Source organism: Bradyrhizobium sp. USDA 4502, from assembly GCF_054063355.1.
The window spans coordinates 3229304-3253742 of the sequence record NZ_JBSSGF010000001.1; the positions used below are offsets into that span (position 1 = coordinate 3229304).

Here is a 24439-nt window from a genome sequence, read left to right on the forward strand (position 1 = left end):
ACACCGGCACTTCGGCCGGCTTGCTCAAGGGCACTTGCCGGCGCGGGACGCACCGGCAGCGACAAGGTCGTCAGGAAAACAGCGGCGGGGCGCGGGCTTGCGCCGAGAGGCCGGCGCGCGAACGATCGAGCTCGGAGGCGAAATCAAGCCAGGCGATCCGGCTCGGCAGGCGTTCGACAGCCTGGGCCGCAACTTGCGGGCTATCAACGGGCGCACCGGTCTGCAGCACGCTGCACGCCGAGCAGCAGCCGTCATGGGCGTCGTGACCGGTCTGGTCGCCCTGCCCGGCTCCGGAGCCGGCATCGCCGTGGCAGATGGTGGCGGCCGCGAGCGGATCGGACGCGGCAAGGCTCGCCGCCCAGCAGGCCCCGATCGGTGCAAGAATCTGCACCAGCAGGGCAACCAGGACGATGGGCAGAAAATTCTTCAGCCGCCGGCGCATCGCAAAACCATCCGGGACGGAACTAACCACCATGCACGCCGGAAGTCGAGATCGCCGACGCGTCCAGTTTCTTCCAGCCGACGGAAATAACCGAGCGTGGCACTTGCGTCACGGCAACTCCGAAATCAGTCGTATCCCCTTACCCTGCCACGTGTTTTGCATCTCCGGTTACAACCGCCAGTGGCGCCATCCCAATCATTTCGCAAATTGCTCGAAAATTGAACAATCGTTGCCGAAAATGATGACAAGCCTGGAAAGATAGTCTACCAATTCGGGCTCAGGCCAGCCGCGAGGTGTGTCCTGGTGGTCCAAGTCTCGGGAGGAGCCCGACGCGCACAAGCAGCGTCACCCCATCAATCAAGATCAAATCGAATTTTTGGGGCAAATAGGGTCGACACAATTTTTGGAGCAGGGCTTTCAGCCCTGCTCTTTTTTTATGTGATGATCGCAATCCGCTATGACTCCATCATCGAATCCGATCGAACGCAGCTTTGAACTCGCAGCCGCGGCTTGCGATGATCTGACACCGTCAGTCTATCGCCGCCTGTTTGGCGATCATCCCGAAGCGCAGGCGATGTTTCGCACCGAAGGCAGCGAGCCGGTGAAAGGCTCGATGCTGGCGCTGACGATCGAAGCCATCCTCGATTTCGCGGGGGAGCGCCGCGGACATTTTCGCCTGATCGAATCGGAAGTGTTCTCACACGACGCCTACGGAACGCCGCGCGAACTGTTCGTCGCGTTCTTCGCCGTGATTGCCGATACGCTGCGCGACATTCTCGGCGAGCAGTGGACTGCGGAGATCGATGCTGCGTGGCACAAGCTGCTCGGCGACATCGAAGCCATCGTGCTGCAGCAGAAACATCTCGTGGAAGAGAGGCCGTAGCGTCACCGTTCCGATTGTGACACACTCGCTTTATCCGCGGCGCGTGCAATAGACGCCGACGGTCAGAAAAACGAAGAGGGAGCAAGCAATGCCAGGGACCGACAAGGGGATGGACAAGGCGTCGACGACGCGGCGCGACCTTCTGCAGATGGCGGCGGCAGGTGGAGCTGCGGCCGGCCTGTTCGGCGGAATGGGCATGACGACGTCCGCGCTCGCCGCCGAAATGGGACGCTCGGAAAAGCCGCTGAAGGCGGCGTTCTCCAATGCCGGACTGCAGGCGACATGGTGCGCGCAAGGCAAGCAGGCCGCCGAGTTCTGGGGCAAGCTGTTCAACGTCGAGGTGACCTGGTTCGACGGCCAGCTCGATGCCGTCAAGCAGCGCGCCGCGATCGACAACATGGCGTCGCAGAAATGGGACTTCGTCGCGATCCAAGCGTTCGGCATCGGCACGCTGACACAGCCGGTGCAGAAGATGATCGACGCCGGGACCCCCGTGATCGACATGGACACGCTTATTGCTCCTCTCGATCAAATTAACGTCCACTCGTTCCTCGCACCTGACAATGAGTTCATGGGCGCCTCCGTAACGCAGGCGCTGTGCAACGCGATCGGCGGCAAGGGCAAGGTCATCATGACCCAGGGCGCGCTCGGCCATACCGGCGCGCAGGGCCGCGCCAAGGGCTTCAACTCGGTCATCAAGCAGTTCCCGAACATCGAGGTGCTGGATACGCAGCCCGCCGACTGGGACGTCTCGAAGACCGCCCGGCTCTGGGAAACCTATCTGACCAAATACTCGCAGATCGACGCCGCCTTCTTCCACAATGACGACATGGCGCTCGCCGCCTACAACATCATGAAGGCGCGCAACCGCACCAACATCCTGATCGGCGGTGTCGACGCCATGCCGCCGGCGATTCAGGCGGTCAGCGAAGGCCGCATGTTCGCGACCGTCCGCAATCCGTCCTGCCGCATCCATGGCGGCGCGATCGTCGCGGGCGTCGCCGCCGTGGTCGGCGGCGAAAAGAGCGGCCAGGGCATTCCGAAGAATGTCGTGACCGACGGTCCCGTCGTGACCAAGGCCAACGCCGCCGGCATGCAATGGATGGAGGATCATTTCCTGATCTGAGCGGGCCTCATGACGCAGGGACGCTCGGCGATCCTCGAATTGCACCAGATCACGAAGGCCTTCGGCGGCGTCGAAGCCCTTCGTGGGATCGACTTCGCGCTGCACGCCGGCGAGATCCATGGTCTCGTCGGCGAGAACGGCGCCGGAAAAAGTACGCTGATGAAGATCATCGCCGGCGTGCATCCGGAGTTCTCCGGCCGCTTCATGCTGGACGGCAAGGAGACCCGCTTCCGCTCCACCCGTGACGCGCACGCCGCCGGCATCGGCATGGTGCATCAGGAGCTCAGCGTCGCGCCTGATCTCACGGTCGCTGAGAATGTGTTCCTCGGCAACCAGCCGACCAACCGCCTCGGCTTCGTGCAATGGCGGCGGATGGCGCGCGAGGCCGGCGAGCAGCTGGCCCGGTTTGGCATCGACGTCAACCCGATGACGCGGCTCGGCGATTTGCCGATCGGCCTGCAGCAGCTGATCGAGATCGCCCGCGTGCTGTTTTCCGGCGCACGCATCATCATCCTGGACGAGCCGACCTCCGCCCTCTCTCCGCCCGAGGTCGAACGCCTGTTTGCGACGCTGCACAGGCTGCGCGACGAAGGCACCAGCATCGTCTTCATCTCGCACTTCATCGAGGACATTTTGCGGGTCTCCGACGTGGTGACGGTGTTCCGCAACGGGCGGAAGATCGCGGAGACCGCGTCCGCGGACACCACCAAGGGCGCCCTGATCGAGGCCATGATCGGCCGCGGCGGCGAGGCGCTGGAACACAGCTACACCGATGACCTGATGCTCCCGCAATCGAGCGGAGGCGCGGCGGTGCTGAAGGTCGATCAGCTCTCGCTGCGCCGCAGCCTGCAGGACGTCTCGTTCGAGGCCCGCTCCGGCGAAGTGCTCGGTATCTACGGCTTCATGGGCTGCGGGCAGCTGGAGCTGTCGCGCATCCTGTTCGGCAAGCTGCGACCCGACGGCGGAACGCTTGCGGTCGACGGCGCCACGAAGACGTTTCGCAGCACCGCGGCGGCGCGACGGGCCGGCGTCGCCCTGGTGCCGGAAAGCCGGCGCGCCATGCTGTTCCACCAGGAACCGGTCTACAAGAACATCTCGATCAGCATCCTCGAACGGATCTCGGCGCTGCTGCTCAAGCCGGTGCGCGAGCGTGCGATCGCCCAGCGCCAGGTCGAGCAACTGCAGATCCGGCCGCCGGTGGTCGGCCTCGATCTCGGCATGCTGTCCGGCGGCAATCAGCAGAAGGTGGCGCTGGCGAAATGGCTAGCCTATCCGCCGCGCGTCCTGGTGCTGTGCGAGCCGACCCGCGGCATGGATGTCGGCGCCAAGAACGACGTGATCAACATCGTGCGCGATCTCCGCGCCAAGGGGCTGGCGATCATCGTGCTGTCGACCGAGCCGGAGACGGTGCTGTCGCTGGCCGACCGGATCCTGGTGCTGAAGCGCGGCGCGGTGGTGCGCGAATTCGCGGGCGAAGCGGTCAGCAAGGACCGGCTGCTGGAGGCGGCCTAGAGCATGATCCGGAAAAGTGCGAAGCGGTTTTCCGATGCTCAAACAAACAGAGAAAGCGCGATGACCACCTCATCGCGCTTGATGGAGAGACATGATGGCAAGCAGTGACGGCGCCACGGCGCGAGCGGATCACCAGCGGTCGCGCGGGCTGGCGCCCTTCCTGCGCTCGCAGATGCGCAACATTGCGCCGTTCCTGACGCTGATCTTCCTCAGCGCCTTCTTCGCGATCGCGAGCCCGTCGTTTGCCACCATCGACAATGTCGGCAACATCCTCACGCAAGTGTCGGTCACCGGCATCATCGCCGTCGGCCTCACCTTCGTGATCCTGTGCGCCGAGATCGACCTGTCGATCGCCAGCATCGCCAACGTCACCGGCATTGCGGTGGCGTACTTCACGCTGCAGGAATCCTACGTCAACATCGCCAATGTCCCGATGCCGGGCATCGTCGCGATCCTGCTGGCGCTGGCGCTGTGCGCGCTGCTCGGCCTCGTCAACGCGCTGGGGTTGACCATGATCGGCATCCCCTCCTTCATCATGACGCTCGCCATGATGCAGATTGCGGCCGGCGTCTCGGCGCTGCTGGTGCGCGGCCAGATCGCCTACAAGGTGCCGGACCTGATCACGACGCTCGGCTCCGGCTCGATCGGCGGCATCCCCTGGATTGTGATCGTCGCCGCGGTGATGCTGCTCGGCGGCCACCTGGTGCTGACCTACACACGGTTCGGCCGCTACGTCTACATGGTCGGCGGCAACCGCGAGGCCGCGGAATTTGCCGGCCTCAACGTCAAGCTCATCCTCGGCAGTGTGATGGTGATCTCGGCGGTGTGCTCGGGGATCGGCGGCATGCTCGGCGTCGCCCATTTCGGCAGCGCCCAGCAGAACGAGTTCGATACCTATCTGCTGGATTCGATCGCGGCCGTGGTGGTCGGCGGCACCAGCCTGTTCGGCGGCCGCGGCGGCATCGGCAACACCATCGTCGGCCTGTTCGTGCTCGGCGTTCTCAACAACGGCCTCGACCACGTCAATATCGACAGCTTCCTGAAGATCCTGATCCGCGGGTTGATCCTGCTCGCGGCGCTGATCATCAACGTGTACGCGCAGCGGCTGCGGGAACAGGCGGCGGATTAAGGATGAAGGAGCTGAGCACACAGCTCTCTCCATTCGTCGTCCCTGCGAAAGCAGGGGACCCATACGCCGCGGCGGGTATTGTTGAAGGAACTCGTCATTCCAGCGTCGCTCAACAATGATCGTTGGTGGTTATGGGTCCCGGCCTTCGCCGGGACGACGCCGAGTGTGTATCGCTCGTGAGTCAAACATCCGCATTCTCGCGACATGATTTGTCCGAGCTTGCTGTTCGTTCCGCCCTCGCGTTTGAAGAGGGCGCAGGGAAAGCCGCGCTGCGTAGGACGAGTAGAGCGAAGCGAAACCCATCAACTCTTATCGCGCGGTCAGAATGATGGGTACCGCTTCGCTCCACCCATCCTACGCTTCCCGGCTACCTCGCAAAACCGGGCTGCCAGTGGCGCAGCTCGCGGGCGGCGTAGGTGACCGCGCCGATCGTCGTGTAGGACGGCGCCTCCAGCATCATATTGCGGGCGAGCTTGAGGGCCCGCGCCTCGCAGATCGCGCGCTGCTTCTCGTCGGCGATCCACTCGAAGTCGATGTTGTGCGCGAGACCAAGGATGCGCCGGATGGTCTTGGCCGCGGCGAAGCCGACGGTGTCCTCGAACAGCCGCGCCATGTACGCCTGCCGTTCTGCCTCCAACCGCGCGGCACCTGCCTCGCCGGTAAACAGCGACACCGGATAGCCGTCGCCGTTCGCCTCGCTGCGCCACAGCGCCAAGAACTTTCGGGAAAACTCGCTCCAGACGCCCTCCATGGTCGCGAGTAGCCAGGCCTCGAACGAGGCGCGCTCGCCCGGCGTGCGCTCGTGGCCGGCGGAGGCCAGATAGGCCATCAGGAGGTTGCCGATGACGGCGCCGATGTCGAAGCCCATCGGGCCGTAGAAGGCGAACTCGGGATCGATTACCCTGGTCTCGCTGTCTGTAACCATGATCGAGCCGGTATGCAGATCGCCGTGCAGCAGCGCCTGCGGGCTCGCCATGAATTTCAGCTTCAGCCTGGAGATCGCGACATGCAGGTCGAGGTCCTCGCGGAACGCCGCCGCCGTGGCGTCGAGATACGGCGCGGTCCAGCGGTTCTGCTCGGCGATGCGGTAGGGATCGGTGAAGATCAGGTCTTCTGTGATCTTGCAGAGCGCGTGGTTGCCGGCGAAATCGGCGATGCCCTGCTTCTTCTCCGCGGCCGACAACGCAAGGTCGGACGTGAAGAACAGCGTTTGCGCCAGGAAGGTTGAGATATCCTCGACAAAGCGCGGGTACCACGTGGCCTCGATCAGGCCCTTGCGCATGATGATGTGCGGCTCGAGCAGCTCCATCGCGGTGAGCGCGAGCGGCGCATCATGATGCAGCACCGCCGGCACGAGCATCGGCGCCAGCCGCGCCTGATGCACCAGCGCCATGTGCTCGTAATGCGCCCGCGACAGCGGCAGCGGCCAGCTCTCGCCGACGAGGCGCACATACGGCAGCGCCTGCTTGACCGCGAGGCCGCCGCTTCCGCCCTTGACGATGAAGACGAGATTGAGATTGCCGTCGCCGACCTCGCTGATTGACCAGTCCGCCGGCGCGCCGCCGAGCTGCGCGACGATGGCGGGCAGTCCCGCGAGATAAGCCCGCAGATCGGCTTCCCGCAGGATTCGATATGCGCTCGGCCCGGAGCCCGGCTGGGACTGCAGGTTCATCGTGGTCGCCTCCTCCGCATTGCCAGGGCGAGGTTGATCCCCACTCCATTGGCATCAGTTTCTAAGACAGCATCCCCATCGGTTCGTAGCCCGGGTGAGCGAAGCGATACCCGGGAAAGTGATCCCGCATGTCGCTTCGCTCATGCGGGCTACTTCTGATCCCACGAAAACTGCGTATCAGAACGGCATCCCCATCAGCTTCGACAGCCGCTCGATCGAGAGATAGCCGGAATGATAGGCCCACATCGCGATCGCGAAGATCACGGCGGAAATCAGTGTGGTCCACAGCAGCTTGCGGCCCATCCGCGCCAGGATCGGCGCGCCGGGGTCGGTGCCGGGCGCGCCGACATTGTCCTCGTGCTGGCTGCGCACGCCGAACGGCAGCGTCAGGAACAGCACGAGCCACCAAAGCACGAAGTAGATCGCAAGTCCGGTGGAGATTTGGTAAGCCATGCGGCCTCAGGCCTGTTCGATCTCGACCAGGGCGCCGGAAAAGTCCTTCGGGTGGAAGAACAGCACCGGCTTGCCATGCGCGCCGATCTTCGGCTGGCCGTCGCCCAGCACCCGCGCACCCTCGGCGATCATGCGGTCACGGGCCGCGATGATGTCGGGCACGTCGTAGCAGACATGGTGGATGCCGCCGTCGGCATTGCGCTCGACGAATTTCGCGATCGGCGAGGTCTCGCCCAGCGGCTCGATGAACTCGATCTTGGTGTTCGGCAGCGTCACGAACACGGTGATCACGCCGTGTTCCGGCAGCGGCACCGCATCGGAAATCTCGGCATTGAAGGCAGTGCCGTAGATCTTCGCGGCCTGCTTGGCGTCCTTGACCGCGATCGCGACGTGATTGAGCCGGCCCAGCATCTCTCTCTCCCTTTAGTTGAGCATGATCTTTTCGGAAAATCGCTTCGCACTCTTCCGGATCATGCTTAGGCTCAAACCGTCAGAACGTGCACGACGCAGATCGGCTTCTTGCCCCATTGCTCGTTCAGCGCCGCCCGCACCGCGCGCCGCACCGATTCCCCCAGCGCGTCCGGATCGCGCCGCCGCGGCTTCGGCAGGCCCTCGATCGTCGATACCACCACATCGAACACGATGTCGTCGAGCAGTTCGCCCGCCGCATTGTTCTCCGGCATGCCGACCAGATCAACCTCGGGATCGTCGACGAGCTCGCCCTGCTCGGTCATGGCGATGGCGACGAAGGCGCAGCCGGCAAAGCCCATCCGCCGCCGCTCCACCACAGCGCGCGACTTGGCGTCCTCCAGGATGGTTCCGTCCTTGTAGAGCCGCCCCGCCGGCACCTCGCCGATGATGCCGGGCTCGCCGGGCCCGAGCTTGACGAGGTCGCCGTTGCGGCAGGTCAGGACCTTGGGCACGCCGGCGGCGCGCGCCAGCTTGGCGTGTTCGGCGAGATGCAGCGCCTCGCCATGGACGGGGATCAGCAGTTGCGGCCGCACCCAGGAGATCATGTCGCGCAGCTCGTCGCGGCGCGGGTGGCCGGAGACGTGCACCAGATGCTCGCGGTCGGTGATGATCTCGACGCCCTGCATGACGAGGTTGTTGATGATCGAGCCGACCGCCTTCTCGTTGCCGGGAATGGTGCGGGAGGAGAAGATCACGGTGTCGCCCTTGTTCAGGGTGACCTGCGGATGGTCGTCATTGGCGATCCGCGCCAGCGCCGCACGCGGCTCGCCCTGGCTGCCGGTGCACAGCGCCAGCACCTTGTCGGCCGGGAAATGGCCGTAATAGTCGGCGCTGCGGAATTTATGCGAGCCGTCGAGATAGCCGCATTCGCGCGCCACCTGCACCACGCGCTCCATGGCGCGGCCGACCACGACGACCTCGCGGTCGGCGGCGTTGGCGGCGTCCGCCACCGCCCGCACCCGGGCGACATTGGAGGCGAAGGTCGTGACCGCGACCCGGCCCTTGGCCGCCTTGACCAGCTTCTTGATCGTGGCGGCGACCTCGGTCTCCGACGGCGAACGCCCGTCGCGCACCGCATTGGTGGAGTCGCCGACCAGCGCCAGCACGCCTTCATCGCCGAGCTCGCGCAGCCGCCGCTCGTCGGTCGGCTGGCCGATGATCGGGGTCGGATCGATCTTCCAGTCGCCGGTGTGCAGCACAGTGCCGACCTCGGTCTTGATCGCCAGCGCGTGCGATTCCGGAATCGAATGCGCGACCGGGATGAACTCGACATTGAACGGACCGATATCGACCCGCCCGCCCGACGGAATCACCGTGACCGGGATTTTTGGCGGGTTGCGCTCGGCGGCGCATTTGGCCTCGAACAGTGCGGCGCTGAATTGCGTCGCGTAGATCTTGCAGCCGAGCTTCGGCCAGAGATCGATGATGGCGCCGAAATGATCCTCATGGGCGTGCGTCAGCACGAGGCCCACCAGATTGTTGCGCTCCTTCTCGAGGAAGCGGACGTCGGGCATGATCAGGTCGATGCCCGGCAGATGCTCCTCGTCGCCGAAGGAGACGCCGAGATCGACCGCGAGGAAGGACCGCTGGTGGCGGTTGCCGAGGCCGTAGATCGACAGGTTCATGCCGATCTCGCCGACGCCGCCGAGCGGCGCAAAGGTGAGCTCGTCCGGACGCGCCATTAGTTCGCCCTCACCGAGGCTGCGGAGCCGAAATAGACCTCGCCCGCCGTCACGGGGAGGCGCTCGCCATCAGCGGTGCGGACGATCAGGCAGCCGGTGTCGTCGATGGTGTCGAACGTGCCCTCAAGGGTCGCCGAGCCGGTCTGGACCGCGACCTTCTCGCCGAGCCCGGCCGCGCGCTCCAGCCACAGCCGGCGGATCTCGGGGAAGCCGCGGCCGTCGTCCCAGATGCCGCGAAACTCGACCCAGGCGTCCGACAGCGCGGCAAACAGCTCCTCCGTCCCGATCTGGATGCCGAGCGCCGCGAGCGATACGGCCGGCGTCGGCGTCCCCTCGGGTGCTGCGACGACATTGGTGCCGATGCCGACGACGACCGCCAGCCGGCTCCCGATGGCCTCGGCCTCCAGCAGGATGCCCGAGAGCTTCTTGCCGTTGGCCAGCACGTCGTTCGGCCATTTCAGGGTGAACTTCGGGCTGTCCGGCCCGAGCCGCAGCGCCGCCTCGATGCTGACCTTCCGCAGCGCGGCTTCGAGCGACAGCCCGGCGGCAAAGCCGAGCGTGGCGGCGACTGCCGGCTGGACGTCCGTCACCTCGAGGATCGTGCTGGCGAGATTGCCGCGCGGCGCGACCCAGACCCGCTGCCGCCGCCCGCGGCCCGCGGTCTGTTCGGGCGTCACGAACCACATCGGCCCCCGCTCGCCGCCGCGGGCGCGCAGCATCGCCTCGGCATTGGTCGAGCCGATCTGATCGAAGGCGGCGAGCCGATAGCCCGCCGCTATGGCCCGGGGCCCGAGCGTGAAGGTCATGTCAGCGTTATGCGCATGATTGGTTCCGAAAGCCAGCATCCCGATTTCGGAACCGCACGCGTCAAAATAGCGATTTGGCCGCCGCCGTGGCCACACTCACCAGCGGGCTCGGATAGGCGAAGTAGAAGATATTGAAGATGCCGGCGACCGCCAGCACGGTGCGCAGCTCGACGCGGACCGGGTCGAGCTTGCCGAGCGGCTGGTCGAAATACATCACCTTGACGATCGACAGATAGTAGAACGCACCCACCACGCTGGTCAGCACGCCGATCACGGCGAGCGTGAACAGATTGGCCTTGATCGCGGCGACGAACACGTACCATTTGCCGAAGAACCCGGCGAGCGGCGGCACGCCGGCCAGCGAGAACAGCAGCATCGCGAAGATGAAGGCGAGCAACGGGTTGGTGCGGGACAGCCCGGCGAAATCGCTGATCTGCTCCAGCGCCTGGCCGTTGCGCTTCATCGCCAGGATGATGCTGAAGGAACCGAGCGTCATCGCGACGTAGATCGTGATGTAGATCAGGACGCCCTGGGCGCCCTCGACCGTGCCGGAGGCGAGGCCGACCAGCGCAAAGCCCATATGGCCGATCGAGGAATAGGCCATCAGCCGCTTGATGTTGGTCTGGCCGATCGCCGCGAATGAGCCCAGCGCCATCGAGGCGATCGCCACGAACACCAGGATCTGCTGCCACTGGGTGACGATGCCCGGGAACGCGGTCAGCGTCGCGCGGGTGAACACCGCGAGCGCCGCGACCTTCGGGGCGGACGCGAAGAACGCCGTCACCGGCGTCGGCGCGCCCTCATAGACGTCGGGCGTCCACATGTGGAACGGCACCGCCGACACCTTGAAGCAGAGGCCGGCGAGCAGGAACACCAGGCCGAACACGATGCCGATGCTGCCGGTCGTCGCGGCGGCCGCGATGCCGGCGAAGCTGACGGTGCCGGTGAAGCCGTAGATCAGCGAGGCGCCGTAGAGCAGCATGCCCGACGACAGCGCCCCGAGCACGAAATACTTCAGGCCCGCCTCGCTCGACTTGGCGTTGTCGCGCTGGCTGGCGGCGACGACGTAGAGCGCAAGGCTCATCAGCTCGAGGCCGAGATAGAGCGAGATCAGGTCGCCGGCCGAGATCAGCACCATCATGCCGAGCGTCGACAGCAGTACCAGGATCGAGAACTCGAAGTTGCGGCTCGACGGCTGTGACAGGTACTCCGTCGACAGGATCAGGGTTGCCGCCGAGGCGATCAGCGCGAGGACCTTCAGGAAGCGCGCGAAATCATCGACGATGAAGCTGCCGCCGAAGGTCACGAGCTTGCCGGCCGGCAACCAGAGCTCCAGCACGCCGGTCAGCACCAGGAGACAGATCGCCAGCGCCGTGACGAGCCGCGTCGTCCCCTGCCCGCGATAGGCTCCGATCATCAACAGCACCATGGCGCCGACCGCGAGCACCAGCTCCGGCAGCACCGGCTGCAACTGATAACCTGCACTGGAAAAGCTCATGACGAGGGCCTTACTGGACGGTCAGCGCGGCTGCCTTCACGGCAGTCACGGCGGTTTGGTAATTGTTGACGAGCTGCTGCACCGAGGCCGCCGACATGTCGAGCACCGGCTTCGGATAGACGCCGAACAGGATGGTCAGTGCGATCAGCGGGAACAGCGTCACGCATTCGCGGAAGGTGAGATCCTTGATCGACATCAGCGACGGCTTGACCAGCGCCCCGAACACCACCTTGCGGTAGAGCCAGAGCGCGTAGCAGGCCGACAGGATCACGCCGGTGGTGGCGAAGAACGCCGTCGGCAGCGAGATCTTGAAGGTGCCGAGCAGCGTCATGAACTCGCCGACGAATCCGCTGGTGCCCGGCAGACCGACATTGGCCATGGTGAAGACCATGAAGGTCAGCGCGTAGAGCGGCATCCGGTTGACGAGACCGCCATAGGCCGCGATCTCGCGGGTGTGCATGCGGTCGTAGACGACGCCGACGCAAAGGAACAGCGCGCCGGAGACGATGCCGTGCGAGACCATCTGGAACATGCCGCCGGCGACGCCCTGCGTCGTCACCGCGAAGATGCCCATGGTGACGAAGCCCATATGCGCGACGGACGAATACGCGATCAGCTTCTTCATGTCCTCCTGCATCATCGCCACCAGCGAGGTGTAGATGATGGCGATGACCGACAGCACGAACACGAACGGCGCGAAGTCGTGCGAGGCCAGCGGGAACATCGGCAGCGAGAAGCGCAGGAAGCCGTAGCCGCCCATCTTCAGCAGGATCGCGGCCAGGATCACCGAGCCCGCCGTCGGCGCCTCGACGTGCGCATCGGGCAGCCATGTGTGCACCGGCCACATCGGCATCTTCACCGCGAACGAGGCGAAGAAGGCCAGCCACGCCCAGGTCTGCATCGACCGCGGCACCGCGGTGTGCATCAGGGTCGGGATGTCGGTCGTCCCGGCGTTCCAGTACAGCGCCATGATGGCGAGCAGCATCAGGACCGAGCCGAGGAAGGTGTAGAGGAAGAACTTGAACGACGCATAGACCCGGCGCGGGCCGCCCCAGACGCCGATGATCAGGAACATCGGGATCAGGCCGCCCTCGAAGAACAAATAGAACAGCACGAGGTCGAGCGCCGAGAAGGTGCCGACCATCAGCGTTTCCAGGATCAGGAACGCCATCATGTATTCGCCGACGCGCTGCGTCACCGACTTCCAGCTCGCGATGATGCAGAGCGGCATGATCGCGGTGGTCAGGATGATCAGCGGCAGCGAGATGCCGTCGACGCCCATGTGATAGGTGATGCCGGTGGCGAGCCAGGACGCCTTCTCGACGAACTGGAAGTCGGTCGAGGCCGGATCGAAGCGCGCCACCAGGATCAGCGAGATCGCGAAGGTGATCAGCGTGGTCCACAGCGCGATCCAGCGCGCCGTGCGGCTCGCGGTCTCGTCACCGCCCCGCGCCAGCAGATAGACCAGGATCGCACCGACCGCCGGCAGGAAGGTCGTGACCGAAAGGATGGGCCAGGTTGTCATCTACTGGCCTCCCAAGCCGAACATGAACCAGGTGATCAATCCGGCGGCCCCGATCAGCATCGCGAATGCGTAGTGATAGAGGTAGCCGGTCTGCAATTTCACGACGTTGCGGGTGACGTCGAGCACGCGGGCGGAGACGCCATCGGGACCGAAGCCGTCGATGATGAAGCCGTCGCCCTTCTTCCACAGCGTGTAGCCGAGCCACTTCGCCGGGCGCACGAAGATCCAGTCGTACAGCTCGTCGAAGTACCATTTGTTGAGCAGGAACTGGTACAGCATCGGCTGCTGCTGCGCGAGCTCGACCGGTAGGTACGGCCTGCGGATGTAGAACAGATACGAGATGAACAGGCCGAGCGCCATCATCACGGTGGGCAGCGGCGCAAGCCAGCCCGGCATGTGCTCCATGTCCTCGAGGATGTGCGGGTTCATCTTCACGGACTCGCGGAAGAACTCTTCCACGCCGTGCGGGTTGACGAACAGCTCCTTGAACGGCAGGCCCGCCAGGATCGAGCCGGCGGCGAGCACGCCGATCGGCACCAACATCCACACCGGGCTCTCATGCGCCGCCTCGTAGTGCTTCTGGTCGTGCGGCTCGCCGAAGAACGTCTTGAAGATCAAACGCCAAGAGTAGAACGAGGTCAGGCCGGCGGCCACGATGGTCAAGAGATAGGCGTAGGTCGCGAACGGGTTATGCGCCGCATAGGCCGCCTCGATGATCGCGTCCTTGGAGAAGTAGCCGGCGAACAGCGGGAAGCCGGTCAGCGCCAGGGTGCCGATGCACATCACCGCGAAAGTGTACGGGATCTTGCGCCACAGCCCGCCCATGTTGCGGATGTCCTGCTCGTGGTGCATCGCGTAGATCACCGAGCCTGACCCTAAGAACAGCAGCGCCTTGAAGAAGGCGTGCGTGAACAAATGGAACATGCCGACCGAATAGGCCCCCGCTCCCATCGCCACGAACATGTAGCCGAGCTGCGAACAGGTCGAATACGCGACGATGCGCTTGATGTCGTTCTGCACGAGGCCGATCGTGGCGGCGAAGAACGCCGTGGTCGCGCCGAAGAACATCACCACCGCCTGCGCGGTCGGCGACAGCTCGAACAGCGGCGACAGCCGCGCCACCATGAACACGCCGGCGGTGACCATGGTCGCGGCATGGATCAGTGCCGACACCGGGGTCGGACCTTCCATCGCGTCCGGCAACCAGGTGTGCAGCAGGAACTGGGCCGACTTGCCCATCGCGCCCATGAACAGCAACAGGCAGGTCAAGGTCAGCGCGTCGGCCTGCCAGCCGAAGAAGTTGATGGTCTTGCCGGTCAGACCGGGCGCGGCATGGAAGATGGTCTCGAAATCGGTCGAGCCGACCAGCGCGTAGATCGCGAAGATGCCGAGCGCGAAGCCGAAGTCGCCGACGCGGTTGACCACGAAGGCCTTGATCGCCGCGGCATTGGCCGACGGCTTCTGGTACCAGAACCCGATCAGCAAGTAGCTCGCGAGGCCGACGCCCTCCCAGCCGAAGAACAGCTGAACGAGGTTGTCCGACGTCACCAGCATCAACATCGCGAAGGTGAACAGCGAGAGATAGCCGAAGAAGCGCGGCCGGTTCGGATCCTCGTCCATGTAGCCGATGGAATAGAGGTGGACGAGCGCGGACACCGTGTTGACCACGACCAGCATCACCGCGGTCAGGGTGTCGACCCGCAGCGTCCAGGCCACCTGCAGGTCGCCCGAGTTGATCCAGGGCAGCAGCACGACGCGCGCGTCATGGTGCATGAAGCCGACATCGACCAGCGTGAACCACGACAGCGCCGCCGACACGAACAAGAGGCCCGTGGTGATCAGCTCGGCAAGGCGCGAGCCGGCGGCCGCCGGCTCGGAGACATGGTGATCGTCATGGCCATGGTCATCATGGCCGTGATCGTCATGGGCCGCGGAGGCATGGGCGTCGCCATGCGCATCGTCGTGATGGTCGACGGTATCGCCGCTCGGGCAGCGCGCATGGGCACCGACCAGCGAGATAATGCCTGCGAGGATGGCGCCCAGCAGAGGCAGGAATACGATTGCCTGAACCATAACTGCGCCTAGCCCTTCATCAGATTGACGTCTTCAACCGCGATCGAACCGCGGTTGCGGAAATACACCACCAGCACGGCGAGACCGATCGCAGCCTCGGCGGCGGCCACCGTCAGCACCAAGAGCGCGAACACCTGGCCGACGATGTCGCCGAGGAAGGTCGAGAACGCCACAAGGTTGATGTTGACCGACAGCAGGATCAACTCGATCGACATCAGGATGACGATGATGTTCTTGCGGTTGAGGAAGATGCCGAGGATCCCGAGCGTGAACAGGATCGCGGCGACCGCGAGATAGTGTCCGAGCCCGATCGTCATTTCACCCACTCCGCCGCGTCGGCATCCTGCAGGCCCTGCCCCGACGCCACCTTGCGCATCGCCATCGCCATCTCGGGCGTGCGCGCGTTCTGCACGTTGATGTTCTGCCGCTTGACCTTGGCCTTGTGGCGCAGCGTCAGCACGATGGCGCCGATCATCGCAACCAGCAGCACCATGCCGGCGAGCTGGAAGTAATGGATATACTTCGTATAGAGCACGAGGCCGAGCGCCTCGGTGTTGCTGACATTGGTCGGGATCGCCGCGGTGATCGTCTTGGTCACGGCCGGGTTGATCACCCAGGCGCCGACGACGAGCAGCAGCTCGAACATGAAGATGCCGCCGATCACGATGCCAATCGGCAGATACTGGATGAAGCCCTCGCGCAGCTCGACGAAGTCGACGTCGAGCATCATGATCACGAACAGGAACAGCACCGCGACGGCGCCGACATAGACCACGATCAGCATCATCCCGAGGAACTCGGCGCCCATCAGGATGAACAGCCCGGCCGCGTTGACGAAGGCCAGGATCAGGAACAGCACGGAGTGCACGGGATTGCGCGAGACAATCACCATGACCGCCGAGGCCACGCAGGCCGCAGCAAACAGGTAGAAGAACAGCGCCGGAAGGATCATGCCCTCACCTCACCGGTACGGCGCGTCGAGCGCGATCGACTTCGCGATCTCGCGCTCCCAGCGGTCGCCATTGGCGAGCAGCTTGGCCTTGTCATAGTACAGTTCCTCGCGGGTCTCGGTCGCGAATTCGAAATTCGGTCCCTCGACGATGGCGTCCACCGGGCATGCCTCCTGGCACAGGCCGCAATAGATGCACTTCACCATGTCGATGTCGTAACGCACCGTGCGGCGGGTGCCGTCGTTGCGGCGCGGGCCGGCCTCGATCGTGATCGCCTGCGCCGGGCAGATCGCCTCGCACAGCTTGCAGGCGATGCAGCGTTCCTCGCCGTTCGGATAGCGGCGCAGCGCGTGCTCGCCGCGGAAGCGCGGCGAGATCGGACCCTTCTCGAAGGGATAGTTCAGGGTCGGCTTCGGCTGGAAGAAATAGCGCATCGCCAGGAAGAACGCCGAGACGAATTCCGACAGCAGAAGCGAGCGGGCTGTTGCGTTGACATTGACACTCATGACGGCCTCACTTCGGCGCGATGCCGGCGAACTGCAGCACGCCGGCCACGATCACCACCATCGCCAGCGACAGCGGCAGGAACACCTTCCAGCCGAGCCGCATCAGTTGATCGTAGCGGTAGCGCGGCACGATCGCCTTCGCCATCGCGAACATGAAGAACATGAAGAACACCTTCAGGGCGAACCAGACGATGCCCGGAATCCAGGTGAACGGCGGCAGATTGACCGGCGGCAGCCAGCCGCCCAGGAACAGGATCGACGCCAGCGCGCACATCGTGGTGATCGCGACATACTCGCCGAGCATGAACAAAAGATACGGGGTCGAGCCGTATTCGGTCATGAAGCCGGCGACCAACTCGGATTCGGCCTCGACCAGATCGAACGGCGGACGATTGGTTTCGGCCAGCGCCGAGACGTAGAACACGACGAACATCGGGAACAGCGGCCACACATACCAGTTCAGGATGGTGAGCTGCGGCAGGCCGATCAGGTGCGCAAGCCCGCGGGTGTTCTGCGCCTCGACCACAGCCGACAGGTTCAGCGAGCCGACGCAGAGCAGCACGGTGATGATGACGAAGCCGATCGAGACCTCGTAGGACACCATCTGCGCCGCCGAGCGCAGCGCGGCCAGGAACGGATATTTCGAGTTCGACGACCAGCCGGCCATGATGATGCCGTAGATCGACAGCGACGAGATCGCGAAGATGTAGAGAACGCCGACATTGATGTCGGAGATCACCCAGCCGAGATCGAACGGGATCACCGCCCAGGCGGCCAGCGCCAGGATGCACGACACCAGCGGCGCGAGCAGGAACACGCCCTTGTTGGAGCCGGACGGAATCACCGGCTCCTTCAGCACGAATTTCAGGAGGTCGGCGAAGGATTGCAGCAATCCGAACGGCCCGACCACGTTGGGGCCGCGGCGGATCTGCACCGCCGCCCAGATCTTGCGGTCGGCGAGCAGGATGTAGGCGATCGCGATCAGGAGCACGACCAGCAGCAACAGGCTCTCCGCGACCATGATGATCAGCGGCCAGAGGAAGCCGGTCCAGAACGAGCTTGCGAAGAATTCAGCCATCAGGTCACGCTCACTCCGCTGCCGTCAGCATTCGGCCCGACGCCAGCCGCGAGCACTCCGCCATCACGGCAGAGGCCCGCGCGATCGGGTTGGTCAGATAGAAGTCCTCGACGGTCGGCTTGAATGCCGCCTTGTCGACGCTGCCGCCCTTGCCTGCCAGCGCCTTGACGTCGTCGGGCTTGCCGGCCTCGATCTGGTCGAGCCGCATCAGATGCGGGTAGGCCTTGAACATAGCCTGACGCAGCGCCTGCAGCGAGTCGAACGGCAGCTTCTTGCCGAGCACGTCGGACAGCGCGCGGATGATCGCCCAGTCCTCGCGGGCCTCGCCCGGCGGGAATGCGGCGCGGTTGGCGATCTGCGCCCGGCCTTCGGTGTTGACGTAGATGCCGGACTTCTCGGTATAGGCCGCGCCCGGCAGGATGACGTCGGCGCGATGCGCGCCCTGGTCGCCATGGGTGCCGATATAGACCACGAAGGTACCGCCCGGCACCTTGATCTCGTCGGCGCCAAGCAGGAACAGCACGTCGAGCGTGCCGAAGGTCGTCATCTGCGCTGAGGTCAGGCCACCAGCCGCCGGCGAGAAGCCGATATCGAGCGCGCCGGCGCGCGAGGCGGTATCCTGCAACACGGCAAAGCCGTTCCAGCCGTCCTTCAGCGCGCCGACGTCGACTGCGAGCTTGGCGGCCTGCGCCAGCACGGCCGCCCCGTCATGCCTGGTGTAGGCGCCGGCGCCGACCAGGATGATCGGGTGCTGCGCCTTCTTCAAGACGTCGGCAAAGGAGTGCTTGCCCGCCGCGAGATCGGCCAGCGTATCGGTGCCCGCGCCGAGATAGTCGTGGTCATAGGTGAAATCGGCCTTGGCGCCGATCATGCCGACCTTGAGGCCGCCGGTGCGCCAGCGCTTGCGGATCCGCGCGTTCAGCACGGCGGCTTCCTTGCGCGGATGCGAGCCGATGATCAGGATCGCGTCGGCCTGGTCGATGCCGGCAATGGTCGGATTGAAGATGTAGGAGCCGCGGCCGGCCTTGGCGTCGAACGCATCGCCGCCCTGCACGGCGAGATTGACCGAGCCGAACTTCGCGAGCATTTCCTTCAGCGCATACATTTCGTCGACCGCGGCCAGATCGCCGGCGATCGCGCCGATCCGCTTGCCGTCGCTGCGGCTGGCCCTGGCGGCGATGGCGGCGAAGGCTTCCTGCCAGGTCGCCGGCCGGAGCTGGCCGTTCTCGCGCACATAGGGCCGGTCGAGGCGCTGCGTACGCAGGCCGTCGACGATGTGGCGGGTCTTGTCGGAGATCCACTCCTCGTTCACCGCCTCGTTGATGCGCGGCAGGATGCGCATCACCTCGCGGCCGCGGGTGTCGACGCGGATCGCAGATCCCACGCCGTCCATGACGTCGACCGACTGCGTCTTGCCGAGCTCCCAGGGCCGCGCCGCGAAGGCGTAGGGCTTCGAGGTCAGCGCGCCGACCGGGCAGATATCGACGAGGTTGCCCTGCAGCTCCGAGCTCAGCGCCTGCTCGAGATAGGTGGTGATCTCCATGTCCTCGCCGCGGCCGGTCGCGCCCATTTCCGGCGCGCCGCAGACTTCGGCGGAGAAGCGGACGCAGCGCGTGCACTGGATGCAGCGGTTCATCGAGGTCTTGACCAGCGCGCCGAGATACTTGTCCTCGACCGCGCGCTTGTTCTCGGCGAAACGGCTGGTGTCGACGCCGTAGCCCATCGCCTGGTCCTGCAGATCGCACTCGCCGCCCTGGTCGCAGATCGGGCAGTCCAGCGGATGGTTGATCAGCAGGAACTCCATCACGCCTTCGCGCGCCTTCTTCACCATCGGCGAACGGGTCGAGATTTCCGGCGGCTCGCCCTTCGGGCCCGGCCGGCAGTCGCGCACGGCCCAGGCGCAGCTCGCGACCGGCTTCGGGCCGCCCTTCACCTCGACCAGGCACATCCGGCAATTGCCGGCGATCGACAGCCGCTCGTGATAGCAGAAGCGCGGAATCTCTGCGCCGGCCGCCTCGCATGCCTGCAGCAGCGTGTACTCCGGCGGCACATCGATCTCTTTGCCATCGACGATGATCTTGCTCATGTCTGTCTCAAGTCTTTCCGAGCTTGCAGTCGGGCGGTGCGACGCTCGCGGTTTTCAATGAGGTCTTCACCCATTGCTGGGTGTCGGCGCCGTAGGTCGCGAGATAGGCAGGCTGCGCCTGGTTCTTCTCGCAGAGGAACGGCAGATGCGGTTTCAGGTCGTAGTCACACGATGCCTGCCATTCGCGCTTGTCCGCGAAGGCGGCAAAGGTCTCCTCGCAGGCATAGAGGAAGTACGAGACAAAACTCTCATATTGCGATCGCTCCTCGCGACTGGCGGCCTTGATGGCCTCGTAGTCGGGCTGAGCGAATTTCGGATTCTGGAATGCGAGATCGGTGTAGCCGAGAAACGCCGAACGCGCGCTGGAGGCGCGGTTCGAGGTGCGGATTTCGTTGATCTGCAGCAGGATTGCAACAAAGCCGAGCAGCGCCACGGTCGCCTGCGCCATCTGCGCAAGCGTCCCGTATTTCTGCCACCATGCGGCCTGTTGCGTCATCGCCAGCATTACTCCGCGGCTACCATGTGCATGGGATCGCGAACGCCCTGATCGTCGAGATCGGCCTTGTGCGAATACTGGTCGATGCGCTCTTCGATCTCGTGACGGAAATGCGCGATCAGGCCCTGGATCGGCCATGCCGCGGCGTCGCCGAGCGCGCAGATGGTGTGACCCTCGACCTGCTTGGTAACCTCGAGCAGCATGTCGATCTCGCGCTTGTGGGCACGGCCGTCGGCCATCCGGGTCAGGACGCGCCACATCCACCCCGTGCCCTCGCGGCACGGCGTGCACTGGCCGCAGCTCTCATGCTTGTAGAAATAGGAGATTCGCGCGATCGCCCGGATCAGGTCGGTCGACTTGTCCATCACGATCACCGCCGCGGTGCCGAGACCCGAGCGCAGCTTGCTCAAAGAGTCGAAATCCATCGGCGTGTCGATGATCTGCTCGGCCGGCACCATGCGCACCGACGAGCCGCCGGGGATCACGGCTTTGAGATTGCCCCAGCCGCCGCGGATGCCGCCGCAATGCTTCTCGATCAGCTCGCGGAACGGAATCCCCATCGCCTCTTCGACGTTGCAGGGCCGCTCGACGTGGCCGGAGATGCAGAACAGCTTGGTGCCGACATTGTTCGGCCGGCCGATGCCGGCGAACCAGGCGGCGCCGCGGCGCAGGATGTCCGGCGCGACCGCGATCGACTCGACGTTGTTGACGGTGGTCGGGCAGCCATAGAGGCCGACATTGGCCGGGAACGGCGGCTTCAGCCGCGGCTGGCCCTTCTTGCCCTCGAGGCTCTCGAGCAGCGCGGTCTCCTCGCCGCAGATATAGGCGCCGGCGCCGTGCGCGACATAGATGTCGAACGGCCAGCCGTTGATATTGTCCTTGCCGACCAGCTTGGCCTCATAGGCCTGGTCGATCGCCGCCTGCAGCCGCTCGCGCTCGCGGATGAACTCGCCGCGGATATAGACGTAGCAGGCATGCGCGCCCATCGCGAAGCTCGCGAGCAGGCAGCCTTCGACCAAAAGATGCGGATCGTGCCGCATGATCTCGCGGTCCTTGCAGGTGCCGGGCTCCGACTCGTCGGCGTTGACGACGAGATAGCTCGGACGGCCGTCCTTGGATTCCTTCGGCATGAAGGACCACTTCATGCCGGTCGGGAAGCCGGCGCCACCGCGGCCGCGCAGGCCCGACGCCTTCATCTCGTTGATGATCCAGTCGCGACCCTTGTCGATGATCCCCTTGGTGCCATCCCAGGCGCCTCTGCGGCGCGCGCCCTCGAGGCCCCAATCATGCAGGCCGTAGAGGTTCTTGAAGATGCGGTCCTTGTCGTCGAGCATGCTCAAAACTTTCCGAACATCACCGATTGGCTTGCGAATAAGCGAGCCCGGCGGCGCAGCCGCCGAACACGATGGCCCACAACAGGCTGGATTCCAGCGTGGCGCTCAGGCCGTAGCGTTGCAGCAGGAACATGAAGCCCGCCGCGACAGCGGTATGCAGGGCGATCGTGCGCCAGGCCTTCATCGCAGCGCCCCTCCCTGCCTTGTTTTCCTGCCCGTTTGCCAGCACCTGAAAGCTCCGCATCAGGTGATTTCCTTCAGCGTCGTCGGCCCGCCGGCGGGCGCCGAGAACTGACGGTCGATCTGCGGGCCCGGCTTCGGCGGATTGCCGGCGGCAAAGCCGTCGAGCACCTTGCCGAAGCTTTCCTTGGTCAGATCCTCATAGGTGTCCTTCCAGATCAGCACCATCGGCGCGTTCACGCAGGCCCCTAGGCACTCCACTTCTTCCCAGGAGAAGTTGCCGTCTTTCGACAGCTGGAAGGGATCGTGATGGATACGGTGCTGGCAGACCTCGATCAGGTCGGCGGCGCCGCGCAGCCGGCACGGCGTGGTGCCGCACACCTGCACATGTGCCTTCTTGCCGACCGGCGAGAGCTGGAACATGGTGTAGAAGGTCGCGATCTCCAGCATGCGGATATGCGGCATCTCGAGCAGGTCGGCGACGGCGCGGATCGCGGCTTCCGAAACCCAGCCGTCATGCTGCTCCTGCACGCGCCAAAGGATCGCGATCGCGGCCGAGGCCTGACGGCCCGGCGGATATTTCTCGATCTGCTTCTTGGCCCAGGCAAGATTCTCGTCCGTGAACGTGAAGCTCGCGGGCTGCAATTCCTTCGGGGCAAGGCGGCGGACGGACATCGATCAAACTCTCATTGCGCGCGGTTCGGATGCGGACATCGTCACCGGTCGACTTCGCCGAACACGATGTCCAGCGAGCCCAGGATGGCGGAAACGTCGGCCAGCAGATGGCCCCTGCAGATGTGATCCATCGCCTGCAGATGGGCGAAGCCCGGCGCGCGGATCTTGCACTTGTAGGGCTTGTTGGTGCCGTCGGCGACGAGGTAGACGCCGAACTCGCCCTTCGGCGCCTCGACCGCGGCATAGATTTCGCCGGCCGGCACATGCACGCCTTCGGTGTAGAGCTTGAAGTGATGGATCAGCGCTTCCATCGAGCGCTTCATCTCACCGCGGCGCGGCGGCGCGATCTTATTGTCCTCGACCACGACCGGGCCCTGCCCGTCGGGTGCCTTGAGCTTCTGGATGCACTGCTTCATGATGCGCACCGACTGGCGCATCTCTTCCATGCGGATCAGATAGCGGTCGTAGCAGTCGCCGTTCTTGCCGATCGGAATGTCGAAATCCATCTCGGCGTAGCACTCGTAGGGCTGCGACTTGCGCAGGTCCCAGGCCGCGCCCGAGCCGCGCACCATCACGCCGGAGAAGCCCCACTCCCAGGCTTCTTTCAGCGGCACCACGCCGATATCGACGTTGCGCTGCTTGAAGATGCGGTTCCCGGTGAGCAGCCGATCGAGGTCGTCGACCACCTTGAGGAACGGATCGCACCACGCCTCGATGTCGTCGATCAGCTTCGGCGGCAGGTCCTGGTGCACGCCGCCGACGCGGAAGAACGCCGCGTGCATGCGCGAGCCCGAGGCGCGCTCGTAGAACACCATCAGCTTCTCGCGCTCTTCGAAGCCCCACAGCGGCGGGGTCAGCGCGCCGACGTCCATCGCCTGGGTGGTGACGTTGAGCAGATGCGACAGGATGCGGCCGATCTCGCAATAGAGCACGCGGATCAACTGGCCGCGGCGCGGCACCGTAATGCCGAGCAGCTTTTCCGCCGCGAGGCAGAACGCATGCTCCTGGTTCATCGGCGCGACATAGTCGAGCCGGTCGAAATAGGGAATCGCCTGCAGATAGGTCTTGTGCTCGATCAGCTTCTCGGTGCCGCGGTGAAGCAGGCCGATATGCGGATCGACGCGTTCGACGACTTCGCCGTCAAGCTCCAGCACAAGACGAAGCACGCCGTGCGCCGCCGGATGCTGCGGCCCAAAGTTGATGGTGAAGTTACGAAGGTTTTGCGGTTGTTCATTCATGGCTTCGGCTCCGCCTTGGCCTTCTCATCGCCGGGCAGCGGATAGTCCGCGCCTTCCCAGGGCGAAAGGAAATCGAACTTGCGGAATTCCTGGTTGAGCCGGACCGGCTCGTACAGCACCCGCTTCTCCTGGTCGTCGTAGCGGACCTCGACGAAGCCGGTGAGCGGGAAATCCTTGCGCAGCGGATGGCCGTCGAAGCCGTAGTCCGTCAGCAGGCGGCGCATGTCGGGATGGCCGGTGAAGATCACGCCATAGAGGTCGTAGGTCTCGCGCTCGAACCAGTCGGCGCCCGGGAAGACGCCGATGATCGACGGCACCTGCGTGGTCTCGTCGGCCTGCCCGCGCAAACGGACGCGCGCGTTCAGCGTCGGCGACAGCAGATGGTAGACGACGTCGAAGCGCTTCTCGCGGCTCGGATAGTCGACCGCGGTCACGTCGGTGACGTTGACGAAACGGCAGCCGGGATCGTCACGCAGAAACCTGGCGACCTCCACGATTCTGCCAATCTCGACGTCGATAGTGAGCTGATTGAACGCGACCGAGTGCGCCGTGGCCGCGCCCGGAAGCGCGCTCACGATCGTCTGCCCAAGGGCGTCGAGCTTGCCGTCGTCCATACCTGAAACC

General features: G+C 64.8%; 24 protein-coding genes. 4 read left to right on the forward strand and 20 right to left on the reverse strand.

Going from position 1 to position 24439, the window contains the following annotated elements:
* Positions 1-70: 70 nt before the first annotated feature.
* A complete protein-coding gene (locus tag ACVW1B_RS14770; protein ID WP_456821717.1) occupies positions 71-472 on the reverse strand; it encodes a DUF2946 domain-containing protein in 402 nt (133 codons plus the stop codon).
* 427 nt (positions 473-899) lie between these two features.
* On the opposite strand from ACVW1B_RS14770, the gene ACVW1B_RS14775 reads away from it, so the two are divergent.
* The 4 genes from ACVW1B_RS14775 to ACVW1B_RS14790 all read left to right on the forward strand — a co-directional run bounded on the left by ACVW1B_RS14775 (position 900) and on the right by ACVW1B_RS14790 (position 5092).
* On the forward strand, positions 900-1325 hold the full coding sequence (locus ACVW1B_RS14775; RefSeq protein WP_456821718.1) for a globin: 426 nt from the start codon (positions 900-902) through the stop codon (positions 1323-1325).
* A gap of 88 nt (positions 1326-1413) precedes the next feature.
* Positions 1414-2451, forward strand: coding sequence for a sugar ABC transporter substrate-binding protein (locus ACVW1B_RS14780; RefSeq protein ID WP_016848453.1), 1038 nt, complete (start codon positions 1414-1416; stop codon positions 2449-2451).
* Positions 2452-2460: 9 nt separating this feature from the next.
* A complete protein-coding gene (locus tag ACVW1B_RS14785; RefSeq protein ID WP_253639759.1) occupies positions 2461-3963 on the forward strand; it encodes a sugar ABC transporter ATP-binding protein in 1503 nt (500 codons plus the stop codon).
* A gap of 94 nt (positions 3964-4057) precedes the next feature.
* On the forward strand, positions 4058-5092 hold the full coding sequence (locus ACVW1B_RS14790; RefSeq protein WP_038385101.1) for an ABC transporter permease: 1035 nt from the start codon (positions 4058-4060) through the stop codon (positions 5090-5092).
* 367 nt (positions 5093-5459) lie between these two features.
* On the opposite strand, the gene mtnK is transcribed toward ACVW1B_RS14790, so the two are convergent.
* The 19 genes from mtnK to ACVW1B_RS14885 all read right to left on the reverse strand — a co-directional run bounded on the left by mtnK (position 5460) and on the right by ACVW1B_RS14885 (position 24429).
* A complete protein-coding gene (mtnK, locus tag ACVW1B_RS14795; RefSeq protein ID WP_456821719.1) occupies positions 5460-6764 on the reverse strand; it encodes an S-methyl-5-thioribose kinase in 1305 nt (434 codons plus the stop codon).
* Positions 6765-6941: 177 nt separating this feature from the next.
* Positions 6942-7217, reverse strand: a complete 276-nt coding sequence (locus tag ACVW1B_RS14800; protein WP_057016477.1) for a DUF1467 family protein — start codon at positions 7215-7217, stop codon at positions 6942-6944.
* Positions 7218-7223: 6 nt separating this feature from the next.
* On the reverse strand, positions 7224-7628 hold the full coding sequence (gene mce / locus ACVW1B_RS14805; protein ID WP_057016476.1) for a methylmalonyl-CoA epimerase: 405 nt from the start codon (positions 7626-7628) through the stop codon (positions 7224-7226).
* A gap of 71 nt (positions 7629-7699) precedes the next feature.
* Positions 7700-9370, reverse strand: coding sequence for a ribonuclease J (locus ACVW1B_RS14810; protein ID WP_456821720.1), 1671 nt, complete (start codon positions 9368-9370; stop codon positions 7700-7702).
* Positions 9370-10176, reverse strand: coding sequence for a biotin--[acetyl-CoA-carboxylase] ligase (locus ACVW1B_RS14815; protein WP_456823030.1), 807 nt, complete (start codon positions 10174-10176; stop codon positions 9370-9372). The genes ACVW1B_RS14810 and ACVW1B_RS14815 overlap by 1 nt, the downstream gene beginning before the upstream one ends.
* A gap of 61 nt (positions 10177-10237) precedes the next feature.
* Positions 10238-11674: an NADH-quinone oxidoreductase subunit NuoN gene (gene nuoN, locus ACVW1B_RS14820; RefSeq protein WP_456821721.1), complete on the reverse strand. Its 1437-nt coding sequence runs from the start codon at positions 11672-11674 to the stop codon at positions 10238-10240.
* 10 nt (positions 11675-11684) lie between these two features.
* Complete coding sequence (locus ACVW1B_RS14825) at positions 11685-13199, reverse strand: NADH-quinone oxidoreductase subunit M (protein WP_016841819.1); 1515 nt, start codon at positions 13197-13199, stop codon at positions 11685-11687.
* Entirely contained in the window at positions 13200-15272 is a 2073-nt protein-coding gene (nuoL, locus tag ACVW1B_RS14830; protein ID WP_057016474.1) for an NADH-quinone oxidoreductase subunit L, read from the reverse strand. It abuts the gene before it with no gap.
* Positions 15273-15280: 8 nt separating this feature from the next.
* A complete protein-coding gene (nuoK, locus tag ACVW1B_RS14835) occupies positions 15281-15589 on the reverse strand; it encodes an NADH-quinone oxidoreductase subunit NuoK (protein ID WP_016841823.1) in 309 nt (102 codons plus the stop codon).
* Entirely contained in the window at positions 15586-16224 is a 639-nt protein-coding gene (locus ACVW1B_RS14840) for an NADH-quinone oxidoreductase subunit J (protein WP_028333975.1), read from the reverse strand. Before ACVW1B_RS14840 ends, nuoK begins: the two co-directional genes overlap by 4 nt.
* A 9-nt stretch (positions 16225-16233) precedes the next feature.
* The gene (gene nuoI / locus ACVW1B_RS14845) at positions 16234-16728 is read right to left on the reverse strand and encodes an NADH-quinone oxidoreductase subunit NuoI (protein WP_018271854.1); all 495 of its coding nucleotides are present in this window, start codon (positions 16726-16728) and stop codon (positions 16234-16236) included.
* Positions 16729-16735: 7 nt separating this feature from the next.
* Positions 16736-17806 (reverse strand): NADH-quinone oxidoreductase subunit NuoH, encoded by a 1071-nt coding sequence (gene nuoH / locus ACVW1B_RS14850; RefSeq protein ID WP_018271855.1) that lies wholly within the window; start codon positions 17804-17806, stop codon positions 16736-16738.
* A gap of 10 nt (positions 17807-17816) precedes the next feature.
* Positions 17817-19892, reverse strand: a complete 2076-nt coding sequence (gene nuoG, locus ACVW1B_RS14855) for an NADH-quinone oxidoreductase subunit NuoG (RefSeq protein WP_456821722.1) — start codon at positions 19890-19892, stop codon at positions 17817-17819.
* A 7-nt stretch (positions 19893-19899) separates the two neighbouring features.
* Entirely contained in the window at positions 19900-20388 is a 489-nt protein-coding gene (locus tag ACVW1B_RS14860; protein WP_456821723.1) for a hypothetical protein, read from the reverse strand.
* 8 nt (positions 20389-20396) lie between these two features.
* On the reverse strand, positions 20397-21722 hold the full coding sequence (gene nuoF / locus ACVW1B_RS14865) for an NADH-quinone oxidoreductase subunit NuoF (protein WP_028333971.1): 1326 nt from the start codon (positions 21720-21722) through the stop codon (positions 20397-20399).
* Between the two features lie 19 nt (positions 21723-21741).
* Positions 21742-21966 (reverse strand): hypothetical protein, encoded by a 225-nt coding sequence (locus ACVW1B_RS14870; protein ID WP_050384881.1) that lies wholly within the window; start codon positions 21964-21966, stop codon positions 21742-21744.
* Positions 21966-22577, reverse strand: coding sequence for an NADH-quinone oxidoreductase subunit NuoE (gene nuoE, locus ACVW1B_RS14875; RefSeq protein WP_253608458.1), 612 nt, complete (start codon positions 22575-22577; stop codon positions 21966-21968). The genes ACVW1B_RS14870 and nuoE overlap by 1 nt, the downstream gene beginning before the upstream one ends.
* Positions 22578-22618: 41 nt before the next feature.
* Positions 22619-23815, reverse strand: coding sequence for an NADH-quinone oxidoreductase subunit D (locus ACVW1B_RS14880; RefSeq protein ID WP_092077512.1), 1197 nt, complete (start codon positions 23813-23815; stop codon positions 22619-22621).
* The gene (locus tag ACVW1B_RS14885; protein ID WP_076825355.1) at positions 23812-24429 is read right to left on the reverse strand and encodes an NADH-quinone oxidoreductase subunit C; all 618 of its coding nucleotides are present in this window, start codon (positions 24427-24429) and stop codon (positions 23812-23814) included. Before ACVW1B_RS14885 ends, ACVW1B_RS14880 begins: the two co-directional genes overlap by 4 nt.
* Between the last annotated feature and the right edge of the window lie 10 nt (positions 24430-24439).

Bases quoted from the DNA above. Each gene is read 5' to 3' on its own strand.
- mce (WP_057016476.1), bottom strand. From the start codon at position 7,628: ATGCTGGGCCGGCTCAATCACGTCGCGATCGCGGTCAAGGACGCCAAG.
- nuoG (WP_456821722.1), bottom strand. From the start codon at position 19,892: ATGAGCAAGATCATCGTCGATGGCAAAGAGATCGATGTGCCGCCGGAG.
- ACVW1B_RS14825 (WP_016841819.1), bottom strand. From the start codon at position 13,199: ATGACAACCTGGCCCATCCTTTCGGTCACGACCTTCCTGCCGGCGGTC.
- ACVW1B_RS14880 (WP_092077512.1), bottom strand. From the start codon at position 23,815: ATGAATGAACAACCGCAAAACCTTCGTAACTTCACCATCAACTTTGGG.
- mtnK (WP_456821719.1), bottom strand. From the start codon at position 6,764: ATGAACCTGCAGTCCCAGCCGGGCTCCGGGCCGAGCGCATATCGAATC.
- ACVW1B_RS14870 (WP_050384881.1), bottom strand. From the start codon at position 21,966: ATGCGGAGCTTTCAGGTGCTGGCAAACGGGCAGGAAAACAAGGCAGGG.
- ACVW1B_RS14810 (WP_456821720.1), bottom strand. From the start codon at position 9,370: ATGGCGCGTCCGGACGAGCTCACCTTTGCGCCGCTCGGCGGCGTCGGC.
- ACVW1B_RS14780 (WP_016848453.1), top strand. From the start codon at position 1,414: ATGCCAGGGACCGACAAGGGGATGGACAAGGCGTCGACGACGCGGCGC.
- nuoI (WP_018271854.1), bottom strand. From the start codon at position 16,728: ATGAGTGTCAATGTCAACGCAACAGCCCGCTCGCTTCTGCTGTCGGAA.
- nuoK (WP_016841823.1), bottom strand. From the start codon at position 15,589: ATGACGATCGGGCTCGGACACTATCTCGCGGTCGCCGCGATCCTGTTC.
- ACVW1B_RS14775 (WP_456821718.1), top strand. From the start codon at position 900: ATGACTCCATCATCGAATCCGATCGAACGCAGCTTTGAACTCGCAGCC.
- ACVW1B_RS14860 (WP_456821723.1), bottom strand. From the start codon at position 20,388: ATGACGCAACAGGCCGCATGGTGGCAGAAATACGGGACGCTTGCGCAG.
- ACVW1B_RS14815 (WP_456823030.1), bottom strand. From the start codon at position 10,176: ATGACCTTCACGCTCGGGCCCCGGGCCATAGCGGCGGGCTATCGGCTC.
- nuoF (WP_028333971.1), bottom strand. From the start codon at position 21,722: ATGCTCGACGACAAGGACCGCATCTTCAAGAACCTCTACGGCCTGCAT.
- nuoN (WP_456821721.1), bottom strand. From the start codon at position 11,674: ATGAGCTTTTCCAGTGCAGGTTATCAGTTGCAGCCGGTGCTGCCGGAG.
- nuoE (WP_253608458.1), bottom strand. From the start codon at position 22,577: ATGTCCGTCCGCCGCCTTGCCCCGAAGGAATTGCAGCCCGCGAGCTTC.
- ACVW1B_RS14790 (WP_038385101.1), top strand. From the start codon at position 4,058: ATGGCAAGCAGTGACGGCGCCACGGCGCGAGCGGATCACCAGCGGTCG.
- nuoH (WP_018271855.1), bottom strand. From the start codon at position 17,806: ATGGCTGAATTCTTCGCAAGCTCGTTCTGGACCGGCTTCCTCTGGCCG.
- nuoL (WP_057016474.1), bottom strand. From the start codon at position 15,272: ATGGTTCAGGCAATCGTATTCCTGCCTCTGCTGGGCGCCATCCTCGCA.
- ACVW1B_RS14785 (WP_253639759.1), top strand. From the start codon at position 2,461: ATGACGCAGGGACGCTCGGCGATCCTCGAATTGCACCAGATCACGAAG.
- ACVW1B_RS14840 (WP_028333975.1), bottom strand. From the start codon at position 16,224: ATGATCCTTCCGGCGCTGTTCTTCTACCTGTTTGCTGCGGCCTGCGTG.
- ACVW1B_RS14885 (WP_076825355.1), bottom strand. From the start codon at position 24,429: ATGGACGACGGCAAGCTCGACGCCCTTGGGCAGACGATCGTGAGCGCG.
- ACVW1B_RS14800 (WP_057016477.1), bottom strand. From the start codon at position 7,217: ATGGCTTACCAAATCTCCACCGGACTTGCGATCTACTTCGTGCTTTGG.